This window comes from Acinetobacter guerrae, from assembly GCF_009372255.1.
Lineage (GTDB): Bacteria > Pseudomonadota > Gammaproteobacteria > Pseudomonadales > Moraxellaceae > Acinetobacter > Acinetobacter guerrae.
Genome location: NZ_LXGN01000001.1, coordinates 148663 through 172536 on the forward strand (window position 1 = coordinate 148663; position 23874 = coordinate 172536).

Below are 23874 nucleotides of genomic sequence, written 5' to 3' on the forward strand. Positions count from 1 at the left end.
CTCACTATACCATGCAGGCAAAAACTCTCAATCTGTAATCTGCAATTGCTTTAGCGCATTTAATGCTAACTGTTTTATTTCAGGTGTCGTAAAAGCCAAAAAACCCTCATTTAAAACAGTATCACGCCTGTTATATTCAAAAGGTTTTCCTGACAGTGTAATCAGCCCACCACCTATACTTTCTAGTAAGCCCTGACCTGCACTCGTATCCCATTCTGAAGTTGGATGAAATCTCGGATAAAGATCAATCTCATCTTCAAGCATCATACAAAACTTATAAGCACTGCCCGCTTCACGATGTATCACTGTATGATCATCGCGTTCAATATACTCAATGAACTGCTTATACTTCGGATTTTTACTGTTATGACTTAAACCAACTTGCAACTCATGCGGCTTTCGGTTTTCAACTGTTTGATAACGCCACCATTGCCCATGATTAAATTGATATTTATATGGCAATTCATTGATATAACCCAAGTACACTTGCTGCTCACAAGGCACGACAATCACTGAAAATATAGTTTTTGTTTTTTTTATTAAACTTAAATTAATCGTAAATTCATCTCGTTCATGGATAAACTCTTTTGTACCATCTAACGGATCAAGCATCCAACAGGTTGACCATTCATGCCGATCAGAATTATCACTTTCTTCGGATAATACAGGATATACAGGCTGAATTTTCGCTAAAGCTTTGATTAAAAAATCATTTACTTTCAAATCTGCCTGTGTCACAGGAGATTGATCACTTTTTTGGTGAATATTAAACTCGCTTCCTGCGGTATAACTTTGGTATTCTTCAAAAAGAATTTGACTCGCTTGCTGTAACACAGGCAATAATTGCGTGATTAACGCATCCTGTGGTGCATGAGTTTTAATAAACATAGACTATCCCGTATGCCAAATTGTAATTCTTCGACTTTACCTATTGTCCTGTTTGATATGGATGGTACGCTACTCGACTTAAGTTTTGATGATTTTATCTGGAATCAGTGTTTGCCCGAACGCCATGCGCAAGCTCATCAATGCACTTTGCAGCAAAGCCAAGAAACGTTATCTCAATTTTACCAACAACACAAGCACACATTATCTTGGTACTCATCGAAATATTGGACAGCAAAAGTTGGTGTTGATGTATTAAAACTACAGCAAGAATTTCAACATAAAATTCAACCCAGATCGGGCTGTTTTAAACTATTGCAACAACTTAAAGAACTTGGTTACCGCTGTTGGCTGGTCACCAATGCCGATCAACCAAGCTTAAAACTCAAACTTGAAAATGTTGCTCTTCGCCCTTATTTTGAACTAATGGTTAGCAGCCAGCAGCTAGGCTATGCCAAAGAAGATATTGGCTTTTGGCAAAGTTTACAACAGCTGCACTCGTTTGACCCTACGCAAGTCGTTTTGGTTGATGACACAGCACAAGTACTGGCAGGGGCTAAACAGTTTGGTATTGAACAACTCATTACCATTACTCAACCCTCAAGTTTAAAACCTGTGCGTGAGTTATCCAGTTTAAACTACCCTGCAATCAATCATTTAGTAGAATTACTTTCTTTTTTACCTCAATCTCAAGTTAAGGATGTTGATGTCAAAACAGCTTGAACAAAATGTAAGTGACTCAATGCGTGTTGATAAATGGCTTTGGGCAGCTCGTTTTTTTAAAACACGTTCCATTGCTAAAGCCGCTATTGAAGGTGGCAAAGTTCACCATGATAATGAGCGGGTCAAGGTTTCTAAAGAAATCCGTGTAGGTATGGAGCTTACCATTATGCAGGGATTTGAAAAGAAAACCGTGGTGATTAAAGCTCTGTCATCAACACGTGGTCCCGCACCTGTGGCGCAATTATTGTATGAAGAAACCGAAGTCAGTTTAGCGCGAAGGGAGTTGATTGCATCACAAAGAAAATTGCATAATCTAGCCCGACCTGATCATCGTCCATCTAAAAAAGATCGTCGACAAATCAGCAAGTTTAAACAAGAAAATGATCAGCAGTTTGACCAATCGTGGTCTTATCATGATGATTGATTGAGGTACTTTTTATACACGTCATATTGTGTCGTACTGACATGATCTTGACATGGAATATTAAAAATAAATCTGTCACTATACACAGGTGGAACGAGGTTAAAATTCGATACATCCACTTTGAATGATAGTGATATTACACAGTTTTGAGGTTGTGAGATGGATGATAATAAAAGCAAGGCATTAAACGCGGCCTTGAGCCAAATTGAAAAACAATTTGGTAAAAATACAGTGATGCGTTTAGGCGATAACACTGTGCAAGCTGTTGAAGCTGTATCTACAGGCTCTCTAACACTCGATATTGCACTCGGTATTGGTGGCTTACCAAAAGGCCGTATTGTTGAGATTTATGGCCCAGAATCATCGGGTAAAACCACCATGACCTTACAAGCCATTGCCCAATGTCAAAAAGCGGGCGGTACTTGCGCTTTTATCGATGCTGAGCATGCACTCGATCCACAATATGCCCGTAAACTTGGCGTAGACATCGACAATCTATTAGTTTCACAACCTGACAATGGTGAGCAGGCACTTGAAATTGCAGATATGTTGGTTCGTTCAGGCGCAATTGATCTTATTGTTGTCGACTCTGTGGCTGCACTAACTCCACGTGCTGAGATTGAAGGTGAAATGGGCGACTCACACATGGGCTTACAAGCTCGTTTAATGAGTCAGGCATTACGTAAAATTACAGGTAATGCCAAACGTTCAAATTGCATGGTGATCTTCATTAACCAGATTCGTATGAAAATTGGTGTGATGTTTGGTAGCCCAGAAACCACCACAGGTGGTAACGCGCTCAAATTCTATGCTTCTGTACGTTTAGATATTCGTCGTGTTGGTCAGGTTAAAGAAGGCGATGAGATTGTTGGTTCTGAAACCAAAGTTAAAGTCGTAAAAAATAAAATGGCACCTCCATTTAAAGAAGCACTTTTCCAAATTATGTACGGTAAAGGCACTAACCAACTTGGTGAAGTGGTTGATTTAGCTGTACAACAAGAAATCGTGCAAAAAGCAGGTGCTTGGTATTCTTATCAGGGCAATAAGATTGGTCAGGGTAAAAATAACGTAATTCGTTATTTTGAGGAAAACCCTCAAATTGCTCAGGAAATTGAAAAACAAATTCGTGAAAAGTTACTGACCAGCACCCCAGTTGCTCAAAGCACCGAAGACGATGAAGAAGAACAACCTGACTTTTTAGAAAGCTAATCGAGCTACAATTAAACGCCCTTCGGGGCGTTTTTCATTTGGAACAACTTTTATATGTATTCAAATTCAGATGATCAACCCAATAAAGCAAAACTCACAGGCGCTCGTCTGCGTTCTTATGCTTTTGCACTGCTAACACGTAAAGAATATGCAAAGGCAGAATTGATTGAAAAACTGAGCCTTTATGCTCAGGATCACAATGAAGTCTTGGCATTGGTTGAGGAGCTATCAGAACGTCAATACCAGAGCGATCAACGTGTTGCTGAAATGATCTTGTCTAGCCAAATTCGTAAAGGCAAAGGCCCAAACCGAATTAAACAAGCACTTAAACATAAACAAGTAGATAGTCATTTAATTCTAGAAGATATTCAGGAAGTTGACTGGTTTGAGCAGGCATATCAATTAAAAGTTAAAAAATTTGGAAACGATGTAGAAAAAGATCCAAAACAAAAAGCCAAACAGATTCGTTTTTTGCAATATCGCGGGTTTGATATGAATGTAATTATGAAAGCAATTAGTCGAACGACTGAAGAAGAATAAATGGTGGCAGCCCTACTAGCAAAACCTCGGCACATCGTAGATCTGTTACCGTTGCTACCTTCCGGTCCTGGCGGGGTTCACAGAGTACAATTGCGAAGCCACCAGCAGGGCTACCATTGCAAGAACAGAGTATAGAGATTTTTAAATGTGTTGCAAGTGCTATCTCCTCTTTTCCTTCAGTTTTCATTTCAATTGACTAAATCATCAACAAATTTAAAGATTTGATTGTCTTTTTTCTTTTCCTATTTTTAAAAAGACCCGCTTATTATTAAAGATCATGAAACACTACGAGCTAATTTTAGCTGTAAAAATTGCTGTGATTCCTCCAGACTTTCTTTTGTCCGTTTTTATCTAAAAGGATAAATGCTAAATTATTGTAATTACTTATTGCAATTCTATGGCGGGGTGTTTTTAATGGCATTTGCTTTCAATTTGTTTTTTATTAGTGAATGAGTAAAAAACAACTGCTTGACGTTATATTTAAAATTATGGATTGTGGCTTATGCTAAAAAAGCATTCTTTATTCGCGATTACCCTGCTCTGCGGCTCTTCTATTTATGCCAATATTCCAATTGAATCACGTGGCTTAAGCCAATCCGACTCTGGATCAATGTCAGTTGCAAATGATCAACCTGTTGCGACCAATCTTAACTGGCAGTTAATGCAGAAAAATCAGCAACTCGAAAATGATATACGTGTATTACGCGGCCAATTAGAGGAACAAACTCACGCGATTGATCAACTGAAAAAAGACTTAGCAAATCGATACACTGATCTGGATCAACGTCTAGAGTTATTGAATCAGAAAGTTGATCCAGATAGTGTTGCAACAGATGAAAATGCTGCTACCGATCCGAATAGTGCAACTCCTAACATCAGTAACAATGCACAAGCTCCTGTAAATGCCGATCCTCAGCAGACAACAGCTACGCCTGCTGTAGCTCAAACCAATCAACAAGCAAACGCAAGTACAACTAACAACACCAATACTGCTCAAGCACCGACACAAAATAAGGATTCAGCAGAACTCGATAAAGCTGCTTATACCGTTGCTCTTGATGCTTATAAACAAGGAGGTGCAAAAAAAGCGATTGCACCAATGGAAAACTTTATTAAAAATCACCCAAACAGCATTTACACGCCAAATGCTTACTTTTGGCTAGCTGAGTTTCATTTAGCATCAGATCCTGTAAATTATGCTCAAGCAAAAAAGAATTATCAAACCGTAGCAGATAAGTATCCAACCTCTAGCAAAGCACCACGTTCTTTATATCAACTATATAGCATCGCAAAAGATGTAGATCATAAGACTGCTGTAGCCACACAATATAAAAACAAGCTTCTTGCTAGCTATCCACAATCTGAAGAAGCGGGTTTTGTTAAAAAGTAACACCCCGCAGAAAAGAAAAAGACACATATTAAATGTGTCTTTTTCTTTTCTAGAATATACAAAATTAACGAATAATTCCGCGCTTTGATGATTCAACTGAATCAATCAGCAACTGAACTTCAGAAATTTCTGGCAAAATCTCAGCACGAATTTTTTCAAGTGCTTGTTCAGTCGTTAAACCTGATTTATAAATAATTTTAAAAGAATCTCGCAATCCATTGATCACATTTTTTGACCAACCCTTCCGACGCATACCTTCAACATTCATTCCAAATGCATGTGCTGGATTGCCTGAAACCATTACATAAGCAGGCACATCTTTTAAAATTAAAGACGCTCCACCCACCATGCTATAAGAATCAATTTTGCAAAACTGGTGAATACCTGAGTTTCCACCTACAACCACATAATCACCAATATGAACATGACCAGCAACGCCCACATTATTAGCAAAAATATTGTTGTCACCAATCACACAGTCATGTGCAATATGGGTATTGACCATCAACAAATTGTTATGGCCAACTTTTGTCAGACTATTGTCCTGAACAGTACCTCGATGCAAGCTACAATGCTCTCGAATACGGTTATTGTTTCCAATTTCTAGCCAAGTTTCTTCACCATTATATTTTAAATCTTGGCAAATCTCACCAACACTAGCGAACTGAAAAATTTCATTATGTTCACCAATACGAGTAAACCCCCCAACCACCACATGTGAATGAAGCTTTGTACCTGTAGCAATGCTTACATTAGGTCCAATTACACAAAAGGGGCCAATTTGGACATCTGGGGCAATTACTGCAGATGAGTCAATAATAGCGGTAGAATGAATTAGGTCTTTATTACTCATGCCTGCTCTGTTATCTGGTGCGAAATCATAATTTCAGCGGTCGTTGCCACAATGCCATCCACTGTGGCTGTACAATTATATTTGTAAATGCCACGTTTTTGCATGACTAACTCAGATTTTAAGACAAGCTGATCACCTGCAACAACTTGTTTTTTAAAACGCACTCTCTCTGCACCCGCAAAAAGGAACAAAGAACCTGCTTTTGGCTTCTCATTATTCATGATAAAACCAAGAACACCTGAAACTTGAGCTAATGCTTCTACAATTAACACACCAGGCATAATTGGATATTCAGGAAAATGTCCTTGTAAAAATTCTTCGTTGATTGAAACATTTTTATAACCAACGATTGAATTTTCAGTTACTTCAACCACACGGTCAACCAGTAAAAATGGATAACGATGTGGCAGGTATTCACGAATAGTTTGAATGTGCATAGGCAATTCAGGGATCGTAAACGCGGGAGTTTTTGACTCAGTCATCATATTTCTATTTACGCAATTTAAAGGTTGATTCAAGAGACTCTATTTGAGTCTGCATATGATCGAGTCGTTTGAGTATTTGGGTCAATGGCACATCTGCTAATTGTCGAAAGCGAACAATCGTACGTTTCCACTGACTATTTTCAAAAAGTCCTGTTCCAGAAGAATATGTTCCAGCTTCAAAAATACTTTTTGTGACCATTGACATTCCTGTAAGTGTCACATTATCAGGGATGCTAAGGTGTCCTGCAATACCACAAGCCCCACCGATGATACAGTTTTTGCCAATTGTAGTACTCCCCGCAATTCCTGTTTTTGCAGCAATTGCAGTATTTGCACCAATATGAACGTTATGTGCGATTTGCACAAGGTTATCAATAATGACGCCATCTTCCAAAATTGTATCGTCCAAAGCACCACGATCAACACTACAATTTGAACCAATTCGAACATCATTGCCAATTTGAACTGAGCCTAATTGCGCAATTCGATGCCATTTCCCCTGATAAGGTGCAAAACCAAAACCTTCTCCACCTAAAACCGTATTGGCATGAATACGAACACGATCCTTAATTTTAGTTTCACCAGATAAAGTCACGTTTGAATCAATAAAACAATCTTTACCCACTTCGACAAAATCACTTAGTGTAGAGTTCGCTAAGATAACTGTACGATCACCTATGATACAATTCTCACCGATCACCACATAATGACCAATGTATGCACTTTCAGAAATGATGGCCGATGGATGAATTTGTGCAGTACTTTCAATCCCCACTGTTTCAACTTTTTTTTCAAAAACATGTGTTAATTGGGCAAAAGCAAGATAAGGATTATGAACAACGATCAAATTTTGATGCTGGGTCAATTGATCTTTTAATTCAACAGGAATGATCAAAGCACCCGCTTGCGAATTTTGTGCAGCTTCTAAATATTTATCGCCATTCACAAATGAGATCTGATTTGGATTTGCACGTTCGAGACTTGCTAGTCCAGTAAGAAAAAAGTCGCTACGACCAAAAGACTCACCTTGAACAAGGTGAGCCAAATCTTCTAAACGATAACTGCGTGCTTTCATTGATTATTTAATTGCATTAACCTTTTGAATCATTTTATCAGTTAAATCATTCTTAGCGTCATAGGCAACCGCAGCATTTTTATTCAAAATGAAGTCAAAATTGTTTTCTTGGCGCAATTGTTCAGCAGCTTGTTTGACGCGAGTCTCAAAAGTGTTATTCATGGTTTGTAAAGTACCCTGAACACGAGACTGTAAACCTTGCTGGGTTGAGTTAAATTCACTCAATTTAGTCTGATATTGCTGATTAAGCTTTTGCACGTCAGCTTCTTTCATATTACGGCCTTCAGTTTCCGCTTTTTGGCGTAAACCATCCAACTCTTTGCCAAGCTGTTCAAGTTTGGTTGTTGTCGGTTTTACCGATTGATTTAAGCTTGCATTTTGTTGTTTAAGATAGGTACTGCTATCTACAACTTTTGCCAAATCCACAAAACCCACACCCGCAGCCTGCGTTAAGCCAGACACTGCTAAACCAAGACCCAATACAACTGTTGCTAATTTATTCATTTTCACTTCCCTATACACAGGAGTATTTTAACAATTAATCATCCGAATAAAGACCGTACTAGAAAGTACGGCCAATTTCAAACTGAATTTCCTTGGTTTCATCGCCATCTTTATCATTTAATGGGAATGCATAACTTAATGATAGAGGACCAATCATGGTAATCCACGTAAAGCCAACACCCACACTATAACGAAGATTGCTTAAATCCAGATTATAATTATCTTTACAGTATTGTTTTGCATCTATAGGTGTTTTAGAACCATCTAAATATAAGTTACCTGAGGCGGTCTTACATTGAGTATCAAAAACCTGCCCACCTTCTGCAAAGAGTACAGGACGAACCTGACGCGTCCAATCACCCTTAAATGGTAAAGGCAATGCAAGTTCAGCACCAAATTGTACTAAGGCATTACCACCTACTTCTTCAGGATCCCAATCACGTGTTTTACTTTCGTTATAAGTCACACCTGGATATTTAGGCCCCAACGTGTTGACATCGTAGCCTCGTACCGAACCATAACCACCTGCGAAGAAGTTTTTATAGAATGGTAAATCGTTACCATAGCCCAATTTACCATAACCACGAAGTACAAAATCATGGCCTAATGGGAAATAAGCCTGCGTATCATACGTGGCTTTTTGGTAGTCGACATCCCCACCAGGCAAACCAATTTCAACATTTAAACGATGATACATACCCGAAGTAGGGAAAATCGGACGATTCAAGGTATTGTATGACCAACCCAAATTCAAGTTGTAGGTAAAGAATTCACCCTCGAATGCATTATCAAATGGAGTCATCTCAATTACAGTACCATTGGCATCTTTACATTCGTATGCGTTCGTATCTGAATTCAGCTCATACGTACCACTACAATATGACCCCTGACCAGTTGCCTTACCACCATTTTTAAGCAAGTAATCACGCACATAGGTCGAAACGTACGGGCCTGTGGTAACTTTGGTATTATCTACACCAATCGATGCACTTAAGTTTTGGTTTTCATCAATTGGATAACCAAAGCTCAAACTACCACCAATACTGTCTGTAACATAGTTACTTACGTTATAGTCATCATTCAGCTTGGTTTTACGATAATAGACGTTATAACCACGGCTTACGCCATCAATTGTGAAATATGGGTCAGTCACACTCAGGTTGTAGTAATCCTGTGTTTCCGAACGAGATAAATCAATTGCAACACGGTTACCTGTACCCAAGAAGTTAGTTTGGCTCAAACCTGCCTGGAATGTTACACCACCACTTTGAGAATATCCTACCGCTAATGTTGTTGTTCCTGAATGCTGTTCTTCAACATTCACGTTCAAATCCATCTGATCTGGAGAATTCGGTACACGAACTGGTTTAACATCAACCGTTTTAAAGAAACCTGTACGCTCTAAACGCACCTTTGAAAGATCAATTTTCTCGTTACTTGCAAGAGCGCCTTCCATTTGACGCATTTCACGACGTAATACTTCATCAGATGTTTTGCTGTTTCCAGAGAAGTTGATTCGGCGTACTGTGACTTGCTGACCTGGGTTGATATAGTAGTTCATATCAACCATACGAGTTTCATTATTAATTTGCGGAACCACGTTTACATCAGCAAAGTAATAGCCTGCATTTCCATATTTACGCAACAATAACTGTTTTACCGCATTTACTTTTTCTTGCGAATAAGTGTCACCGTCTTTATAAATTTTTAATGCCTGTAACTCCTCAGGCTTATACAGCGCATCACCTAAGAACTTGGTTTCACCAAATTTAAATTGTTGCCCTTCATCTACAGAAACTTCAATAAAGATATGTTTTTTATCTTCACTGATATTTAACTGAGAGTTATTAATATTGAAGTTGATGTAACCTTTATTGAGATACAACGCGCGTAATGCTTCAAGACTAGCCGCCATTTTTTCACGTGCATAGCGGTCATTACGTGTAACTACTGAAGCCCATCCAGACTCTTTTACCGCAAACACCTGCTTAATATCATCATCATTAAATACTGTGTTACCAATGATATTAATATCAAAAACTTTTGCAGGCTTACCTTCATAAAATTCGATGGTTAAGTCAACACGGTTATTTGGACGTGCGGTTGTGGTTACCTTGATATCTGCATCGTAACGCCCTTGCTGAGTATATTGTTGCTCAAGCTCTGTTTCTAAAGTCTGCAAAGAAGATTTTTTAAGAACTTCACCTTCAGCAACACCCATCTTCTTTAAGCCATCCTGTAAGGCTTCTTTCGGAATAAGTTTATTGCCTTTAAATTCAATTTTTGAAATAACAGGACGTTCTACAACCTTGAAAACCAAAACATCATTTTGCTTATATGTTTGAATATCATCAAAAAGACCAGTCGCATAAAGCGTACGAATGGCATCAGCAATGGTTGGATCGTCTACACGATCGCCACTGTTTATCGGCAACATAGTATAAACATTTGCAGGAGTTAAGCGAACTAAACCTTCGACTTTAATATCTCGTGCAATGAAGTCATTCGCTGCATATGCTTGTTGTACTGCCGCCATAGCACTAACAAGTGCCAAAGGCATTAATAAATGTGTGTGCCGCATGCCAGATTTTTCCAGTAAGTTAATTTTTCCATCTAAACGTTATAAACGCATAAAATCATTAAAGAGAGCCAAGAGCATCATACTGCCGAGCAGTACCATACCAATTTTTAGACCCATCATTTGTATTTGTTCGGAAACAGGTTTACCGCGAATTGCTTCGATAAAATAATAAACCAAATGTCCACCATCCAACATAGGAATCGGTAATAAATTCAAAATTCCAAGACTTACACTCATCAATGCCATAAACGAGATAAAAGTTTGCCATCCCATTTCAGCACTTTGCCCTGCAACTTTAGCAATTGTAATGGGGCCAGATAAATTTTCTAGTCCAATGAGTCCTTTAAACATTTTTACAATCGAATTCAAAATCATGCCAGAAATTTGAGTGGTTTTGTCCACTGCCATGACTAATGCCTGAGCTGGATTATATTGAATTGTTTGCTTATAGTCGGCAGGAACATTAACTTTACCTGGGTTGCTCTGCACACCTAACATGCCAGTTGTATTGCCCATATTGTCACGTTTACCTTGCGGCATAACTTGTAAGTGAACCGTTTGTCCATCACGAAGCACATCGATATTAAGCAACTTTTCAGGAGATTTCTGCACCACATCGACAACATCAAACCAGTCATTCATTTTGATGCCATCAATTGAAAGAATTTGATCGCCGACTTTCATACCTTGACGAATTGCAGCGCCATCTTCACTCATCTGATGAATGACCGCAGGCATGGCAGGTCGATAAGGTAAAAAACCCAATATATCTAAGGCAGATTGGGATTGATCTTTTAGAAAGTCATGAATAGGAAGCACAACACTCTTTTGAGTTCCATCACGATCCACAGTCATCTGGATTTGACCAGTTTCACCTGCACGGTCTACCAAGGCAAAATTTAGTTTTTCCCATGTTGGTGTTTGCTGCCCATCTACAGTTAATACTTTATCACCAGCATGCAAATCCACCTGAGCAGCAGGTGTATTAGGCAGGATTTTACCAATTCGAGTATTTAATTGTTCTTGGGAAGGAATAAACAAAATCCAGAACAAAACAATTGCAAACAATAGGTTAATCACTGGGCCAGCAGCAACGATTGCGATTCTTTTCCATGGTGACTGCCGATTAAACGCATATGGTAAATCAGCTTCTGATACATTTCCCTCACGTTCATCGAGCATTTTGACATAACCACCTAGTGGCAAGGCAGAGAGCTGATACTGGATGCCTGATTTTTTTGAAGTCCACTTGAGTAAAGTCGGACCAAAACCAATTGAATAAACTAAAACTTTAACACCGAGCCTACGTGCGACCCAGTAATGTCCAAACTCATGAATTGCAATCAGTGGACCAAGTAACAGAATTGCTGCAACAATGATAAAAAGAATATTCATTTTCAGCCTCCTGTTTTTGCGACATATTGATGTGCAACATCGCGAGCTAATCTATCCATATCCAAAATCGTTTCAATGCTATGTGCTGCACCATTTTGCACGTGATTTAAGCTATGCTCAACCACTTCTGGAATCATTGTAAATTTTATTTTCAAATCTAAAAAAGCCGCAACTGCAATTTCATTAGCAGCATTTAAGATTGTGGGTGCAAGACCACCATCACGCATCGCTTGACGTGCTAAATTTAAAGCTGGAAACTTTTCATTATCTGGCTGCTGAAAATTAAGGTGTGAGTGTGTAAATAAATCAAGTGCAGGAACATGGGTATCCAATCGCGCTGGCCATGCTAATGCATGAGCAATTGGAGTACACATATCAGGATTTCCCATTTGTGCCAAAGTTGAACCATCAATATATTGAACCATTGAGTGAATAATACTTTGTGGGTGAATTACAACTGTAACAAAATGTTCAGATATTGAAAACAAATGACATGCTTCTATCAATTCCAAACCTTTATTCATTAAAGTTGCAGAATCGACAGAAATTTTTTGTCCCATTGACCAATTTGGATGTTTACATGCTTGCTGTGGCGTTACTGTATGTAATTGATCACGAGTATGGTTTAAAAATGGGCCACCTGAAGCGGTAAGCAAAATCTGTGAAACACCAAGTTGAGGTTGCCCATTACGCTCTATATTTAAATAATTCTGCGGTAAAGACTGAAAAATTGCATTGTGCTCAGAGTCGACAGGGAGTAATAACGAGTTGTGATCACGTGCTGCCTGCATCATGATTTCACCAGACATCACCAAAGCTTCTTTATTGGCAAGTAGTACTCGTTTACCTGTTTTTATCGCAGCCAAGGTAGGCAATAGCCCTGCTGCTCCAACAATTGCAGCCATGACGATATCAACCTGAGAACTTTCAGCAACAGCAATTAAGCCTTGTTCCCCAGCCAATATCTCAATATCAAAAACACCTAATGCAAGCAAGTCGGCGCGCAGTTCATCGACTTTTGATTCAGGTACAACTGCAATTTTAGGCTGATACTGTTTGCATATTTGAGCCAATTCCTTGATACGACTATGAGCAGTTGCTGCATAAAGCGTATATTTATCAGGATGACGGTCTAATATTTTCAAAGTACTTTGACCAATTGAACCCGTCACGCCAAATATACAAACAGATTGAGTCATTTATAAATCTACGCCAATAAGTTTCAGTAAATACATACCCGCCGCAAAAATTGGAGCTGCTGCAAGTAAAGAATCAATGCGATCTAGTACGCCACCATGACCTGGTAAAATGCGCCCAGAATCTTTAATACCTGCGCGACGCTTAATCATGGACTCAAACAAATCGCCCAACACAGAGGCAAACACAGTAATGACCGATAAAATTAGAAATAATAAATGCTGAGCAAATGTTAAGTTAAGATAATTGACCTGCACCACAATAATAATGATGATTGCAAGCCCAACACCACCGACTAACCCCTCAACCGATTTATTTGGACTGACTGTAGGCGCCAACTTATTTTGACCAAACTTACGCCCAACGAAATAGGCACCTGAGTCTGCTCCCCATACCAACAGGAATAAGTACATCAACCACCACGGGGAACTTTGCCAAACTTCAAAAATTGCAGTAACAGCAGCACCGACCAATATCACGCCCACGATATAAAGTGTACTGTTATACCATCCATCATATTCAGGATAAGATTTTACCCAGAAACTACTAACCAACCATGTCAATATAGATGCACACCATAATAAAATTGCAATTTCATTATAATAGAGTGCCAATGCAGAAAGCAGAGCAACGACTAATCCATAAGCCCATGCTTTGGGTTTAAATAACGCAACCGCACGTGGCATTAATTTAAACCACTCATAGCCAGCTACCCCAGCCGCTATAATCATTAACCCAAACATTGGATAGTGTGAACTGGTCGCAAACATACAGGTGAGTACTACAGCTACCAGTACCAATGCGGTAATTATCCGCTCTAACATTTATTAATTCTCAATTTTCTCTTGGTGGATTTGTTCAGAAGTCTTACCAAAACGACGTTCGCGTCCTGCAAATACGTCCAAAGCATGATCAAATTCTTTTACAGAAAACTCAGGCCATAATGTTTCAGTAAAATAAAACTCGGCATAAGCAGCCTGCCAAAGCAGGAAATTAGACAAACGGTAATCGCCGCCTGTACGAATCAGCAAATCGACAGCAGGTAAATTATTGAGACTTATACGCTGATTAAATAGCTGAGCATCAATCTGTTCAACATTTAACACACCTGCTTTTACATCTTGTGCAATTTGTTTTGCAGTATGGGCAATATCCCACATCCCACCATAACTAATGGCAATGGTTAATGTCATACTATCAAAACTAGCAGTCTGCTGTTCTGCATGCAACATCAATTCTTGAAGCTGCGAAGATAAACGTGATCGATCACCAATAAATTGCAAAGCAATATTAAACCGCTCCATTCTTGGTAATTGTTCATGAATCGTTTCTTCCAACAGCTTCATTAACAAATTGACTTCAAATTGAGGACGGTTCCAGTTTTCACTGGAAAAAGCAAACACGGTCAGTGCTCGTATTCCTTTTGCACGACAATGCTCTACAATCGGATCAAGACTATTTTTTCCTTCCCGATGCCCATCTCCCTGTTGCATTTGATTTTTTTTAGCAAAACGGTTGTTGCCATCCATAATAATGGCAACATGTTCTGGAAGATGAAGCTCTTCTGAAACGGTCATAAAATCAGACCTTCATCAATTCAGCTTCTTTTGCTGCCAAACGCTTATCGACTTCGGCAACATATTTATCGGTAATTTTCTGAATATCATCACCTGCACGACGATCATCATCTTCAGAAATTTCTTTGTCTTTTAGAAGTGATTTGATATCACCCAATACATCACGACGAATGTTGCGAATTGCGACTTTGGCATTTTCCGCTTCTGAACGTGCAACTTTTTGCATATCACGACGAGTTTCTTCTGTAAGCGCTGGTAAAGGCACACGAATAGCATCAGCTGTAATTGGGTTTAAACCTAAATCACTTTCACGAATTGCTTTATCAATTGCAGACACCATTGTACGTTCAAATGGCTGAACAATGAGTGTACGTGAATCTTCTATACCGACGTTTGCGACTTGATTTAAAGGCACATCAGATCCGTAATAAGAAACCATTACACCGTTTAGAATGGATGGATGAGCACGGCCGGTACGAACTTTTGCAAAACCCTGTTCAAGTGATTCAAGGGTTTTTTGCATACGTTGTTCGCTGTCTTGTTTGAGATCGTTAATCATATGATCTTCCTTACTTATTCATTCAAGGTGTAATTACTAAATTAGTCGAGTAGTATAAAGAGCTTTAAACGTTACGTACATTATTTCGTAACGTGAGTTCCTTCTTTTTCACCCATCACAACTGATAATAATGCACCAGCTTTATTCATATCAAAGACTTGAAGCGGCACATTGTGGTCACGGCATAGGCAGATTGCGGTTAAATCCATCACACCTAACTTTTCATCGAGTACCTGATCAAAAGTTAAATGGTCATATTTAACTGCATCGTCATATTTGCTTGGGTCTTTGTTATACACACCATCAACTTTAGTTGCTTTTAAAATCAGATTCGATTCAATTTCAATACCGCGAAGGCAAGCTGCGGTATCTGTGGTAAAGAATGGATTACCTGTACCCGCAACAAACACACAGACCTCACCTTGACTGAGATGGCGAATAGCATCACGACTTGAATATGATTCAACAACTGTACCAATTGGAAGTGCAGACATTAAGCGAGTTTTAATATTACGGCGCACCAGTGCATCACGTAAAGCCAGACCATTCATCACGGTAGCCAACATGCCCATTTGGTCACCTGTTACGCGTCCCACTAGACCATCTTTTTGTAATTGGCTACCACGATATAGATTTCCACCACCAACAACGATACCGACCTGAACACCCAAACCAACTAAATGGGCAATCGACAACGACATTTGATCAAGCACTTGTGCATCAATCCCCATGTCTTTATTGCCCGATAAAGCCTCACCTGAAAGTTTAAGTAGAATACGTGAGTAACGAGGGCTGTTAGAATCCGCCATGGTAAGCTCCAAAAAACAATGTGTTAAAAATAAATTTTGTTTGCTACAACACAAATCATCAAGCTGATTTAATTTTAATCAACTTTGCAAATAAATCGTATTCATCTGCATCGGTTATTTCAACTTCTAGTAAATCACCTGCCTGAATTTTTGATTTATCAATATCTTCAACAAAGACATTACCATCAATCTCAGGTGCATCGGCATAAGAACGCGCAACTGCGACAGGATATTCTTCTTCAAGACTATCTACTAAAACAGTCATGGTTTGACCAATGCGATTTTGTAATTTTGCCGCAGAAATTGCCTGTTGCACTTGCATAAAACGTTCATAACGTTCTTGCTTGATTTCTTCTGGCACATGATCAGGTAAGTCATTAGCTGTCGCGCCTTCAACTGGCGAATAAGTAAAACAACCTACTCGATCAAGCTGTGCTTCTTGCAACCAATCTAAAAGAATTTGAAAATCTTCTTCGGTTTCACCCGGAAAGCCCACTACAAAAGCAGAGCGAATCACCAAATCTGGACATTTTTCACGCCATGTTTTTAAGCGTTCAAGTGTATTTTCACTATGAGCTGGTCGCTTCATCAATTTTAAGACGCGCGGACTGGCATGCTGAAAAGGAATATCTAAATAAGGAAGAATTTTACCCTGAGCCATTAAGTCGATTACTGCATCGACGTGTGGATATGGATAAACATAATGCAAACGCACCCAGATTCCTAATTGACCGAGTGCTTCACACATATCATAAAATTTGGTTTTTACAGGCTGACCATTCCAGAAATCTAGCTTGTACTTGGTGTCTACACCATAGGCTGAAGTATCCTGAGAAATCACCAAAACTTCTTTGACACCTGCACGCTTAAGCGCAGCAGCTTCTTCAAGCACTGAACCGACAGGACGTGAAACTAAATCGCCACGCATGCTTGGAATGATGCAGAAAGTACAGCGATGATTACAACCTTCAGAAATTTTTAAATAGGCATAATGCTTTGGTGTTAATCGAATTCCTTGTTCAGGTACCAGATCAACATAAGGATTGTGTTTTGGTGGCGCAGGTACATATTCATGTACAGCTTCCATTACATCCTGATATGCAGCCGCGCCCGTAACTTTTAAAACATTCGGATGCATTTGACGAATTTTATCTTCGTCTTTACCCAAACATCCCGTCACAATTACACGGCCATTTTCGCTCATGGCTTCACCAATCGCGTCTAATGACTCTTGTACCGCAGATTCAATAAAACCGCAGGTATTTACCACTACCAGATCAGCACCATCATAATCCGATGCAACCTGATAACCTTCAGTACGTAACTGAGTTAAAATTCGTTCAGAATCTACCAATGCCTTAGGACAACCTAAAGATACAAAACCGACTTTGGGGGACTTCATGAATCTGCACTCCACTTGAATCCGCGTATTGTATGACGTTTCTCGCAATAAAAACAGGTGGAATATGAACAGTTCGTTTAATGCACCAAAATACAACCAATATTTTTATTAAAAACAACTATTGCACCATTATGATTCAATTTAAGATGTTATCTGACAATGCCTGTTTTTAAATTGATCATATTTTGATGGTTTTGCTCATTTTTAATACAGACTCAGCAACTCGTTCTTTCCAAGATAAAGTTGGCGTGTATTTTGCTTAACTTATGTCCCATTACAGGGAAAAACTGGATTAAATGAAAATGTCATTGCGCTATTTTAAGACAGGAAACATTTTCTAATGGATCAAAGAGAGACCATTGACTATCGACTTTTAGTTGATAACCTTACGACTGCGATATTATTGGTCGATAGCGACCTCAATATTTTTTATCTTAATTCTTCTTGTGAAGCATTATTTGATATTAGCTTATTTCGTGCATCGGGTTTGCCTGTCCTCAATTTATTGCATTCGCCAGATGATACCTTTAATACTCATGAATCACTTTTAAATACTCTACACTCAGGTCAACATTACACGCGTCGTGAAGCGACAATAAATGTTAACTTTAAAGACATCCACGTTGATTATTCTGTTTCTGCATTAAATACAGGCAAAAATTATCATCCGCTACTTTTAATAGAACTAAATCCGATTGATCGAATGCTCAAAATTTCTAAAGAAGAAAATTTGATACAACAGCATCAGGTTGCCCGCCAGCTCATCCGCGGTATTGCTCATGAAGTAAAAAATCCATTAGGTGGTATTCGAGGCGCGACTCAATTACTGGCACGTAGTTTAAATGACCCAAAATATACAGAGTTTACCGATGTCATTATTAATGAAGTCGACCGCTTAAGAAATCTGGCCGATACCATGCTTGGTTCGCGTCAGCTTCCAAGCTACGAAGACGTTAATGTGCATGAACCTCTGGAACGGGTACGCTCGCTTATTGTCAATCAGACCAAGAAAAAAATTAAAATTACGCGTGACTATGATTTGTCATTGCCTGATGTAAAAGCAGACCGTGATCAGTTAATTCAAGTCATGTTAAATATTAGCGTGAATGCAATTCAGGCAATTACCGAAAATAAAGAATTTTTTATAGACCACGAACCAGAACTAATTTTAAGAACTCGTATCCAACGCTTAGTCACGATTAATGGTTTATTAAATCGATCCGCAGTACGCATTGATATTGAAGATAATGGTCCAGGCGTACCACAGGATATTTTAGAATCTGTATTTTACCCATTAGTCACAGGGCGAGCCAAAGGAACAGGACTTGGCTTAAGTATTGCACAGAATATTATGCATCAGCATAACGGAATGATCGAATGTCAATCCGTAGCAGGAAAAACCACATTTAGCTTATATTTACCTTGGGAGTCAGACCGTGTCGCGAAATAAAATATGGGTAATAGATGATGACCGCGCCATGCGCTGGGTGTTGGAAAAAACTTTTAAAGAAGAAGGTTTTGATGTCACCAGTTTTGAAGAAGCGCAAACCGCTTTGGATCAACTTCCCGATGATGCCCCAGACGTTATCCTGACCGATATCCGTATGCCAGGTATCGATGGCTTGACCTTCTTAGGCAAAGTAAAAAATAATTATCCAGATTTGCCAGTCATAATTATGACTGCACATTCCGATCTGGAATCAGCAGTTTCGAGCTATCAAACAGGTGCTTTTGAATATCTTCCAAAACCTTTTGATATTGATGAAGCATTAGCACTGGTTCACCGTGCCATTTTACATGTCAATAAACTCCAGCAGCAAGAAGCAGCAAAAACCACTGCTCCTGTTCAGTCGACTGAAATTATTGGTGAATCCCCTGCCATGCAGGAAGTTTTCCGTGCTATTGGACGATTGTCACAATCCCATATTACCGTACTGATCAATGGTGAATCAGGTACAGGTAAAGAACTGGTTGCACATGCATTACACAAGCATTCACCGCGCAGTAGTAAGCCTTTTATTGCGCTAAACATGGCAGCCATTCCAAAAGATCTGATTGAAACAGAACTATTTGGTCATGAAAAAGGTGCTTTTACTGGCGCGAACACTCAGCGCCAAGGTCGTTTTGAGCAAGCCAATGGCGGCACACTGTTTTTAGATGAAATTGGTGATATGCCATTTGAAACTCAAACACGCTTGCTTCGTGTACTTGCAGATGGCGAATTTTACCGTGTCGGTGGGCATATCCCTGTACGGGTTGATGTGCGAATTGTTGCTGCAACCCATCAAGATCTGGAAAAACTGGTCAATGAAGGACGTTTCCGCGAAGACTTATATCATCGTTTAAATGTTATTCGTATCCATATTCCGAAACTTGCACATCGTAGCGAAGATATTCCGATGCTAGCTCAACACTTTTTAGCTCGTGCGGGTAAAGAGCTAGGTGTTAGCCCTAAAATTCTGCGTCCTGAAACGATAGATTATATGCAACAACTGCCGTGGCCAGGCAACGTTCGCCAACTTGAAAACACCTGTCGCTGGTTAACAGTCATGATTACAGGTCGTGATGTTTATCCAGAAGACTTACCTTCTGAACTAAAACAAATTCCGATCCATAAATCGGGTGAACAAGCAGCCATAACAGCAGGTGTAGACCGTATTTCATTGCACCACTGGGATGAATTATTGGGTCAATGGGCGATTCAAAAATTAAAAAATGGTGAAATGAAGATTCTGGATATGGCTACGCCAATGTTTGAACGCACCTTAATCAATGCCGCGTTACAACAAACTCGTGGTCGTAAACGTCATGCAGCGGAACTACTTGGCTGGGGGCGTAATACACTAACCCGTAAACTGAAAGAACTTGGTATCGCTGCTGAAGATGATGCCGAGGAAGAAGCTGAAACCTAAATTCTTTTATTTATCATACATACTAAGGGCAGTCACATAGACTGCCCTTTTACTTTAATCTAAATACTTAAGCAACTTTTGGATATTGAATAGATTTACCCGCAACTAACTCATTAATTGCATCGACATTGAAATCAAGCTCAAGAACATGATTTTCGGCAACAATACGATATTTTGAAATCAAGGGCTTTACACCTGAAGCTGTTTCGATGACATATTCGTCTGCAATATTTAAAATCCCTTCAAGATTTGTGCTTGTTGAAGCAAAATCATGATTGAAAAGATCATAAATTTCCTGAAGATTATATGTTTCATGCAATTGCTCTGGGTGTTTTTTCACTTCACCTTCAAGAAACAAAACGAGTTTATGCGCAAAGAAATAATAATTCGGTTTATGGCTATACTCGAGATTCATCTTGATCAACTCCTTAAAGGTTATCATTCATTGTTATGTCACCATTTAGTTTTAAAAATATTAGCTTAATTTTTTCTTAAGAAACATGATTGTTTATACAAATTCTCACAATATGAAAAATCGATAAATTTAATCCAACTGTTTTAGTTGGATTAATTCCATTAAAAAACAGAGAGATAATTTTTCTCTTACATATTTGCAATTTAATCAATAAATACGGCTGCTTACAATTAAGTAATAAATTTTAGAAGCACAATTCCATAATGAAAAATAATTTTTATCCCTTGGTGATTTTAGGTAGTGCCAATGTTGATCATATTTTGAACGTCAATGATTTTCCTTTGTCAGGACAAACGATTACAGCAAAAAATTATAAAGTTGCTTTCGGTGGTAAAGGCGCTAATCAAGCTGTTGCTGCTGGTCGTAGTGGTGCAAATGTCTCTTTTATTGCCTGTGTTGGAGATGATGATGCAGGTAAGAACATTAAAGCGCAATTGCAAAAAGATCATGTTGATGTACAGGCAATCCAAAACACGACTGGACAACTGACGGGTGTCGCCTTAATTTTTGTTAATCAACATGCAGACAACTTTATTGGCATTCACGCGGGTGCAAATGCAGCCTTAAATGCTGAATACGTCAAACAATATACAGATCTTATTCAACATGCCCGCATATTATTATTACAACTTGAAACCCCTATGGCAAGTGTGATCTGTGCAGCAACTATTGCGAAGCATTCTGGCGTAAAGGTTATTTTGAATCCCGCACCAGCTCAAACACTCTCACCCGATCTTTTAAAAATGATTGATATCTTGACACCTAATGAAACTGAGGCAGAAATTTTAACAGGCGTAAAGATTAACAATCTGAAAGATGCAAATAAGGCTGCACAAGTGCTTCATGATTATGGCATTGAAACCATCGTGATTACCTTAGGCGCACAGGGTGTTTGGTTAAGCGACAAAGGTTACGGACAATTGATTCCTGCTCTTAAAGTGAATGCAATAGATTCAATTGCTGCTGGCGATACTTTTAATGGTGCTTTTGCAACAGCTTTGCTTGAAGGCAAATCAAATAAAGAAGCTGCCGAATTTGCTAATGCAGCTGCTGCAATTGCAGTCACTCGGCACGGCGCACAACCTTCTATTCCCTACCGCTCTGAGATTGACGCATTCTTATAGATCCAACTAAAAATTTAAGCATAAAACTTCAATTTTTATATGCAGGATAAAAGTAATCTATGAAAACTCAATTACATCGTGGGCGACTTATTGATCACATCCAACTTGTTGTTCATGACTTAGAATTAAGCCAAAATTTTTATAGTGCTATCATGAAAGTTTTGGACATTCCAATTATCACAACATCTGAAGATTTCTTTTGGGCTGATGAACTGGTGGTATCTTCAATACACAGTCCTGCTGCCCAAGGCATATTGACTGGACGACATCATCTCGCTTTTCAAGCGAAAGATCGTGCTAGTGTAGATGCTTGTTATCTAGCTGCCCTTGCGCATGGAGGCAAAGATAATGGCAAACCAGCTGAACGTACTTACCATTCAGAATATTATGCAGCGTTTGTCATTGACCCAGATGGGAATAACATAGAATTTGTGCATCACGGCGAAGCTCAACGCAATACACCTTCTGTCATTATTGAATTTTAAAATTTAAAATAAATAAAAAAGCAATGAGCATGTTTAAAGTCACCCTTACTTGAAACATACTCATTGCCTCATCAAAGCCATCACCCTAATGCCTTTGATTTATAAAATAATTTTATCTTTAATTGATAAGAAATAATTCCTTAATTGTTTCAAATTTTCTATGTTAGTCGGCATAAAATTCCTTTATATTGAACTTTAATAGAATATTTTCCTTTGGTTTAAGTTTTGAACAGTACAAAATACACACTAGATCGTATCGATCGGAAAATTTTATCTGCGTTACGTCAAAATGGCAGACTGACGATTGCGCAACTTTCAGAACAGGTTGGTTTATCTTCCTCTCCTTGTTGGACACGTTTAAAACGGCTAGAAAGTTTAAAAATCATCGATGGATATACGGCTAATATTAATCCAAAAGCAATTGGGATTAAGGATTTATTCTTTATTGAAATTACCCTAGAACGTCATGATGATGAAATGCTTGAAAAGTTTAGTCAGGCGTTAGCAGATATTCCCGAAGTTATTGAAGCGCATTTGGTAACAGGTGAATATGATTATCTGGTCAAAGTCGCGGTAAAGGATGCTGAACACTATGAGCGTTTCTTAAGAAAGAAACTTTACTCAATCAAAGGAATACGCCATACCCGCTCTACCTTTGCCTTACGTCCGCTTAAATCTGCAAACTCGGCAGATTTTATGATGATTGAATAAGTTTAAGATATTTACTGCAATGCCTTCAAAGTTATGATTTAATACACCCAGTTTGAGATGAGCCTCATACAGTATATGACTTGATTCATATACGACTAGCCTCGCAATGCGGGGCTTTTTAATATGTAAGCTATGATAACTTCAATAAAATAAAAAATTTCATAATTAATTTTTTTATTTAAAACTCAATATTTAGATTGAATCAGAGTATAAATTAATTGTTTAAGTTGGTTTTGCAGATCAGGAGAAAGTTGAATAAATAATGCATCTATAGGCATGTGCTGCCAATCTCGCGTCAATTCGTCATTTTCATCCAGATACTCAGCCAATAAAAAAATTTGGGCAACAGAGCAACCGAAAGCTGTTGCTAAATATTGGAGTATTGCAGGACTGTATCCTTGATTTCCATTTTCAAGATTAGAAATATTACTTTTTGAAGTATGAGAAAAGTCTGCAAGCTGTTGTTGAGTCCAACCCTGCCTTTTTCTTAAATAACGTATTGCATGCCCTATATCCATAAACTGATACTATCTAGATATAAGAAAAAATGGATATTTTC

25 protein-coding genes and 1 other RNA gene are annotated in these 23874 nt (G+C 38.7%); 10 read left to right on the forward strand and 16 right to left on the reverse strand.

Features of this window, described 5'->3' with window-relative positions; genetic code table 11:
- Positions 1 to 27: 27 nt before the first annotated feature.
- Positions 28 to 888: a 3'(2'),5'-bisphosphate nucleotidase CysQ family protein gene (locus A7A69_RS00685; RefSeq protein ID WP_152875967.1), complete on the reverse strand. Its 861-nt coding sequence runs from the start codon at positions 886 to 888 to the stop codon at positions 28 to 30.
- A gap of 12 nt (positions 889 to 900) precedes the next feature.
- Between A7A69_RS00685 and A7A69_RS00690 the strand changes: the two genes are divergently transcribed.
- The 4 genes from A7A69_RS00690 (at position 901) to A7A69_RS00705 (ending at position 3781) form a co-directional block, all read left to right on the forward strand.
- Positions 901 to 1608, forward strand: coding sequence for an HAD-IA family hydrolase (locus tag A7A69_RS00690; protein ID WP_152875968.1), 708 nt, complete (start codon positions 901 to 903; stop codon positions 1606 to 1608).
- On the forward strand, positions 1592 to 2032 hold the full coding sequence (locus A7A69_RS00695; RefSeq protein WP_152875969.1) for an RNA-binding S4 domain-containing protein: 441 nt from the start codon (positions 1592 to 1594) through the stop codon (positions 2030 to 2032). The genes A7A69_RS00690 and A7A69_RS00695 overlap by 17 nt, the downstream gene beginning before the upstream one ends.
- 159 nt (positions 2033 to 2191) lie before the next feature.
- A complete protein-coding gene (gene recA, locus A7A69_RS00700) occupies positions 2192 to 3241 on the forward strand; it encodes a recombinase RecA (RefSeq protein ID WP_120369191.1) in 1050 nt (349 codons plus the stop codon).
- Positions 3242 to 3295: 54 nt separating this feature from the next.
- Positions 3296 to 3781: a regulatory protein RecX gene (locus A7A69_RS00705; protein WP_120369192.1), complete on the forward strand. Its 486-nt coding sequence runs from the start codon at positions 3296 to 3298 to the stop codon at positions 3779 to 3781.
- A gap of 10 nt (positions 3782 to 3791) precedes the next feature.
- Here A7A69_RS00705 and ffs read toward each other — a convergent pair.
- Positions 3792 to 3888: signal recognition particle sRNA small type (gene ffs, locus A7A69_RS00710), an RNA gene on the reverse strand.
- 395 nt (positions 3889 to 4283) lie between these two features.
- On the opposite strand from ffs, the gene A7A69_RS00715 reads away from it, so the two are divergent.
- Positions 4284 to 5171 carry a YbgF trimerization domain-containing protein gene (locus tag A7A69_RS00715; protein ID WP_152875970.1) on the forward strand — a complete coding sequence of 296 codons (888 nt, stop codon included), beginning with the start codon at positions 4284 to 4286 and terminating at the stop codon, positions 5169 to 5171.
- A 64-nt stretch (positions 5172 to 5235) separates the two neighbouring features.
- Here the strand turns inward: A7A69_RS00715 and lpxA are convergent, their stop codons facing one another.
- The 12 genes from lpxA to rimO form a co-directional block, all read right to left on the reverse strand.
- Complete coding sequence (lpxA, locus tag A7A69_RS00720) at positions 5236 to 6024, reverse strand: acyl-ACP--UDP-N-acetylglucosamine O-acyltransferase (protein ID WP_120369194.1); 789 nt, start codon at positions 6022 to 6024, stop codon at positions 5236 to 5238.
- Positions 6021 to 6506, reverse strand: coding sequence for a 3-hydroxyacyl-ACP dehydratase FabZ (gene fabZ, locus A7A69_RS00725; protein WP_120369195.1), 486 nt, complete (start codon positions 6504 to 6506; stop codon positions 6021 to 6023). Before fabZ ends, lpxA begins: the two co-directional genes overlap by 4 nt.
- Positions 6507 to 6513: 7 nt before the next feature.
- Positions 6514 to 7584 carry a UDP-3-O-(3-hydroxymyristoyl)glucosamine N-acyltransferase gene (gene lpxD / locus A7A69_RS00730; RefSeq protein WP_152875971.1) on the reverse strand — a complete coding sequence of 357 codons (1071 nt, stop codon included), beginning with the start codon at positions 7582 to 7584 and terminating at the stop codon, positions 6514 to 6516.
- Between the two features lie 3 nt (positions 7585 to 7587).
- Entirely contained in the window at positions 7588 to 8088 is a 501-nt protein-coding gene (locus A7A69_RS00735) for an OmpH/Skp family outer membrane protein (RefSeq protein ID WP_120369197.1), read from the reverse strand.
- A gap of 58 nt (positions 8089 to 8146) precedes the next feature.
- Entirely contained in the window at positions 8147 to 10669 is a 2523-nt protein-coding gene (gene bamA, locus A7A69_RS00740) for an outer membrane protein assembly factor BamA (protein WP_152875972.1), read from the reverse strand.
- Between the two features lie 39 nt (positions 10670 to 10708).
- Entirely contained in the window at positions 10709 to 12064 is a 1356-nt protein-coding gene (gene rseP, locus A7A69_RS00745) for an RIP metalloprotease RseP (protein ID WP_152875973.1), read from the reverse strand.
- Positions 12065 to 12066: 2 nt separating this feature from the next.
- Complete coding sequence (ispC, locus tag A7A69_RS00750; RefSeq protein ID WP_152875974.1) at positions 12067 to 13263, reverse strand: 1-deoxy-D-xylulose-5-phosphate reductoisomerase; 1197 nt, start codon at positions 13261 to 13263, stop codon at positions 12067 to 12069.
- A complete protein-coding gene (locus A7A69_RS00755) occupies positions 13264 to 14085 on the reverse strand; it encodes a phosphatidate cytidylyltransferase (RefSeq protein ID WP_120369201.1) in 822 nt (273 codons plus the stop codon).
- A gap of 3 nt (positions 14086 to 14088) precedes the next feature.
- On the reverse strand, positions 14089 to 14838 hold the full coding sequence (gene uppS, locus A7A69_RS00760; RefSeq protein WP_151980701.1) for a polyprenyl diphosphate synthase: 750 nt from the start codon (positions 14836 to 14838) through the stop codon (positions 14089 to 14091).
- A 4-nt stretch (positions 14839 to 14842) separates the two neighbouring features.
- Positions 14843 to 15397: a ribosome recycling factor gene (frr, locus tag A7A69_RS00765; protein WP_120369203.1), complete on the reverse strand. Its 555-nt coding sequence runs from the start codon at positions 15395 to 15397 to the stop codon at positions 14843 to 14845.
- 80 nt (positions 15398 to 15477) lie between these two features.
- On the reverse strand, positions 15478 to 16206 hold the full coding sequence (gene pyrH / locus A7A69_RS00770; RefSeq protein ID WP_120369204.1) for a UMP kinase: 729 nt from the start codon (positions 16204 to 16206) through the stop codon (positions 15478 to 15480).
- A 58-nt stretch (positions 16207 to 16264) separates the two neighbouring features.
- Complete coding sequence (rimO, locus tag A7A69_RS00775; RefSeq protein WP_152875975.1) at positions 16265 to 17608, reverse strand: 30S ribosomal protein S12 methylthiotransferase RimO; 1344 nt, start codon at positions 17606 to 17608, stop codon at positions 16265 to 16267.
- 340 nt (positions 17609 to 17948) lie between these two features.
- On the opposite strand from rimO, the gene glnL reads away from it, so the two are divergent.
- The gene (gene glnL, locus A7A69_RS00780) at positions 17949 to 19058 is read left to right on the forward strand and encodes a nitrogen regulation protein NR(II) (protein ID WP_120369206.1); all 1110 of its coding nucleotides are present in this window, start codon (positions 17949 to 17951) and stop codon (positions 19056 to 19058) included.
- Complete coding sequence (gene glnG / locus A7A69_RS00785; protein WP_187349140.1) at positions 19045 to 20520, forward strand: nitrogen regulation protein NR(I); 1476 nt, start codon at positions 19045 to 19047, stop codon at positions 20518 to 20520. Before glnL ends, glnG begins: the two co-directional genes overlap by 14 nt.
- Before the next feature lie 67 nt (positions 20521 to 20587).
- On the opposite strand, the gene A7A69_RS00790 is transcribed toward glnG, so the two are convergent.
- Positions 20588 to 20935: a hypothetical protein gene (locus A7A69_RS00790; protein WP_120369208.1), complete on the reverse strand. Its 348-nt coding sequence runs from the start codon at positions 20933 to 20935 to the stop codon at positions 20588 to 20590.
- Between the two features lie 263 nt (positions 20936 to 21198).
- Between A7A69_RS00790 and rbsK the strand changes: the two genes are divergently transcribed.
- The 3 genes from rbsK to A7A69_RS00805 all read left to right on the forward strand — a co-directional run bounded on the left by rbsK (position 21199) and on the right by A7A69_RS00805 (position 23315).
- On the forward strand, positions 21199 to 22119 hold the full coding sequence (gene rbsK / locus A7A69_RS00795; RefSeq protein ID WP_152875976.1) for a ribokinase: 921 nt from the start codon (positions 21199 to 21201) through the stop codon (positions 22117 to 22119).
- A gap of 59 nt (positions 22120 to 22178) precedes the next feature.
- Complete coding sequence (locus A7A69_RS00800; protein WP_152875977.1) at positions 22179 to 22604, forward strand: VOC family protein; 426 nt, start codon at positions 22179 to 22181, stop codon at positions 22602 to 22604.
- Positions 22605 to 22829: 225 nt separating this feature from the next.
- Positions 22830 to 23315 (forward strand): Lrp/AsnC family transcriptional regulator, encoded by a 486-nt coding sequence (locus A7A69_RS00805; RefSeq protein ID WP_152875978.1) that lies wholly within the window; start codon positions 22830 to 22832, stop codon positions 23313 to 23315.
- A 185-nt stretch (positions 23316 to 23500) separates the two neighbouring features.
- Here A7A69_RS00805 and A7A69_RS00810 read toward each other — a convergent pair whose 3' ends face one another.
- Positions 23501 to 23833, reverse strand: a complete 333-nt coding sequence (locus tag A7A69_RS00810) for a helix-turn-helix domain-containing protein (RefSeq protein WP_152875979.1) — start codon at positions 23831 to 23833, stop codon at positions 23501 to 23503.
- Between the last annotated feature and the right edge of the window lie 41 nt (positions 23834 to 23874).

What these genes read in the sequence shown, in the direction of transcription:
- A7A69_RS00685 (WP_152875967.1), bottom strand. Translation starts at nt 888, where the DNA reads ATGTTTATTAAAACTCATGCACCACAGGATGCGTTAATCACGCAATTA.
- A7A69_RS00690 (WP_152875968.1), top strand. Translation starts at nt 901, where the DNA reads ATGCCAAATTGTAATTCTTCGACTTTACCTATTGTCCTGTTTGATATG.
- A7A69_RS00695 (WP_152875969.1), top strand. Translation starts at nt 1,592, where the DNA reads ATGTCAAAACAGCTTGAACAAAATGTAAGTGACTCAATGCGTGTTGAT.
- recA (WP_120369191.1), top strand. Translation starts at nt 2,192, where the DNA reads ATGGATGATAATAAAAGCAAGGCATTAAACGCGGCCTTGAGCCAAATT.
- A7A69_RS00705 (WP_120369192.1), top strand. Translation starts at nt 3,296, where the DNA reads ATGTATTCAAATTCAGATGATCAACCCAATAAAGCAAAACTCACAGGC.
- A7A69_RS00715 (WP_152875970.1), top strand. Translation starts at nt 4,284, where the DNA reads ATGCTAAAAAAGCATTCTTTATTCGCGATTACCCTGCTCTGCGGCTCT.
- lpxA (WP_120369194.1), bottom strand. Translation starts at nt 6,024, where the DNA reads ATGAGTAATAAAGACCTAATTCATTCTACCGCTATTATTGACTCATCT.
- fabZ (WP_120369195.1), bottom strand. Translation starts at nt 6,506, where the DNA reads ATGACTGAGTCAAAAACTCCCGCGTTTACGATCCCTGAATTGCCTATG.
- lpxD (WP_152875971.1), bottom strand. Translation starts at nt 7,584, where the DNA reads ATGAAAGCACGCAGTTATCGTTTAGAAGATTTGGCTCACCTTGTTCAA.
- A7A69_RS00735 (WP_120369197.1), bottom strand. Translation starts at nt 8,088, where the DNA reads ATGAATAAATTAGCAACAGTTGTATTGGGTCTTGGTTTAGCAGTGTCT.
- bamA (WP_152875972.1), bottom strand. Translation starts at nt 10,669, where the DNA reads ATGCGGCACACACATTTATTAATGCCTTTGGCACTTGTTAGTGCTATG.
- rseP (WP_152875973.1), bottom strand. Translation starts at nt 12,064, where the DNA reads ATGAATATTCTTTTTATCATTGTTGCAGCAATTCTGTTACTTGGTCCA.
- ispC (WP_152875974.1), bottom strand. Translation starts at nt 13,263, where the DNA reads ATGACTCAATCTGTTTGTATATTTGGCGTGACGGGTTCAATTGGTCAA.
- A7A69_RS00755 (WP_120369201.1), bottom strand. Translation starts at nt 14,085, where the DNA reads ATGTTAGAGCGGATAATTACCGCATTGGTACTGGTAGCTGTAGTACTC.
- uppS (WP_151980701.1), bottom strand. Translation starts at nt 14,838, where the DNA reads ATGACCGTTTCAGAAGAGCTTCATCTTCCAGAACATGTTGCCATTATT.
- frr (WP_120369203.1), bottom strand. Translation starts at nt 15,397, where the DNA reads ATGATTAACGATCTCAAACAAGACAGCGAACAACGTATGCAAAAAACC.
- pyrH (WP_120369204.1), bottom strand. Translation starts at nt 16,206, where the DNA reads ATGGCGGATTCTAACAGCCCTCGTTACTCACGTATTCTACTTAAACTT.
- rimO (WP_152875975.1), bottom strand. Translation starts at nt 17,608, where the DNA reads ATGAAGTCCCCCAAAGTCGGTTTTGTATCTTTAGGTTGTCCTAAGGCA.
- glnL (WP_120369206.1), top strand. Translation starts at nt 17,949, where the DNA reads ATGGATCAAAGAGAGACCATTGACTATCGACTTTTAGTTGATAACCTT.
- A7A69_RS00790 (WP_120369208.1), bottom strand. Translation starts at nt 20,935, where the DNA reads ATGAATCTCGAGTATAGCCATAAACCGAATTATTATTTCTTTGCGCAT.
- rbsK (WP_152875976.1), top strand. Translation starts at nt 21,199, where the DNA reads ATGAAAAATAATTTTTATCCCTTGGTGATTTTAGGTAGTGCCAATGTT.
- A7A69_RS00800 (WP_152875977.1), top strand. Translation starts at nt 22,179, where the DNA reads ATGAAAACTCAATTACATCGTGGGCGACTTATTGATCACATCCAACTT.
- A7A69_RS00810 (WP_152875979.1), bottom strand. Translation starts at nt 23,833, where the DNA reads ATGGATATAGGGCATGCAATACGTTATTTAAGAAAAAGGCAGGGTTGG.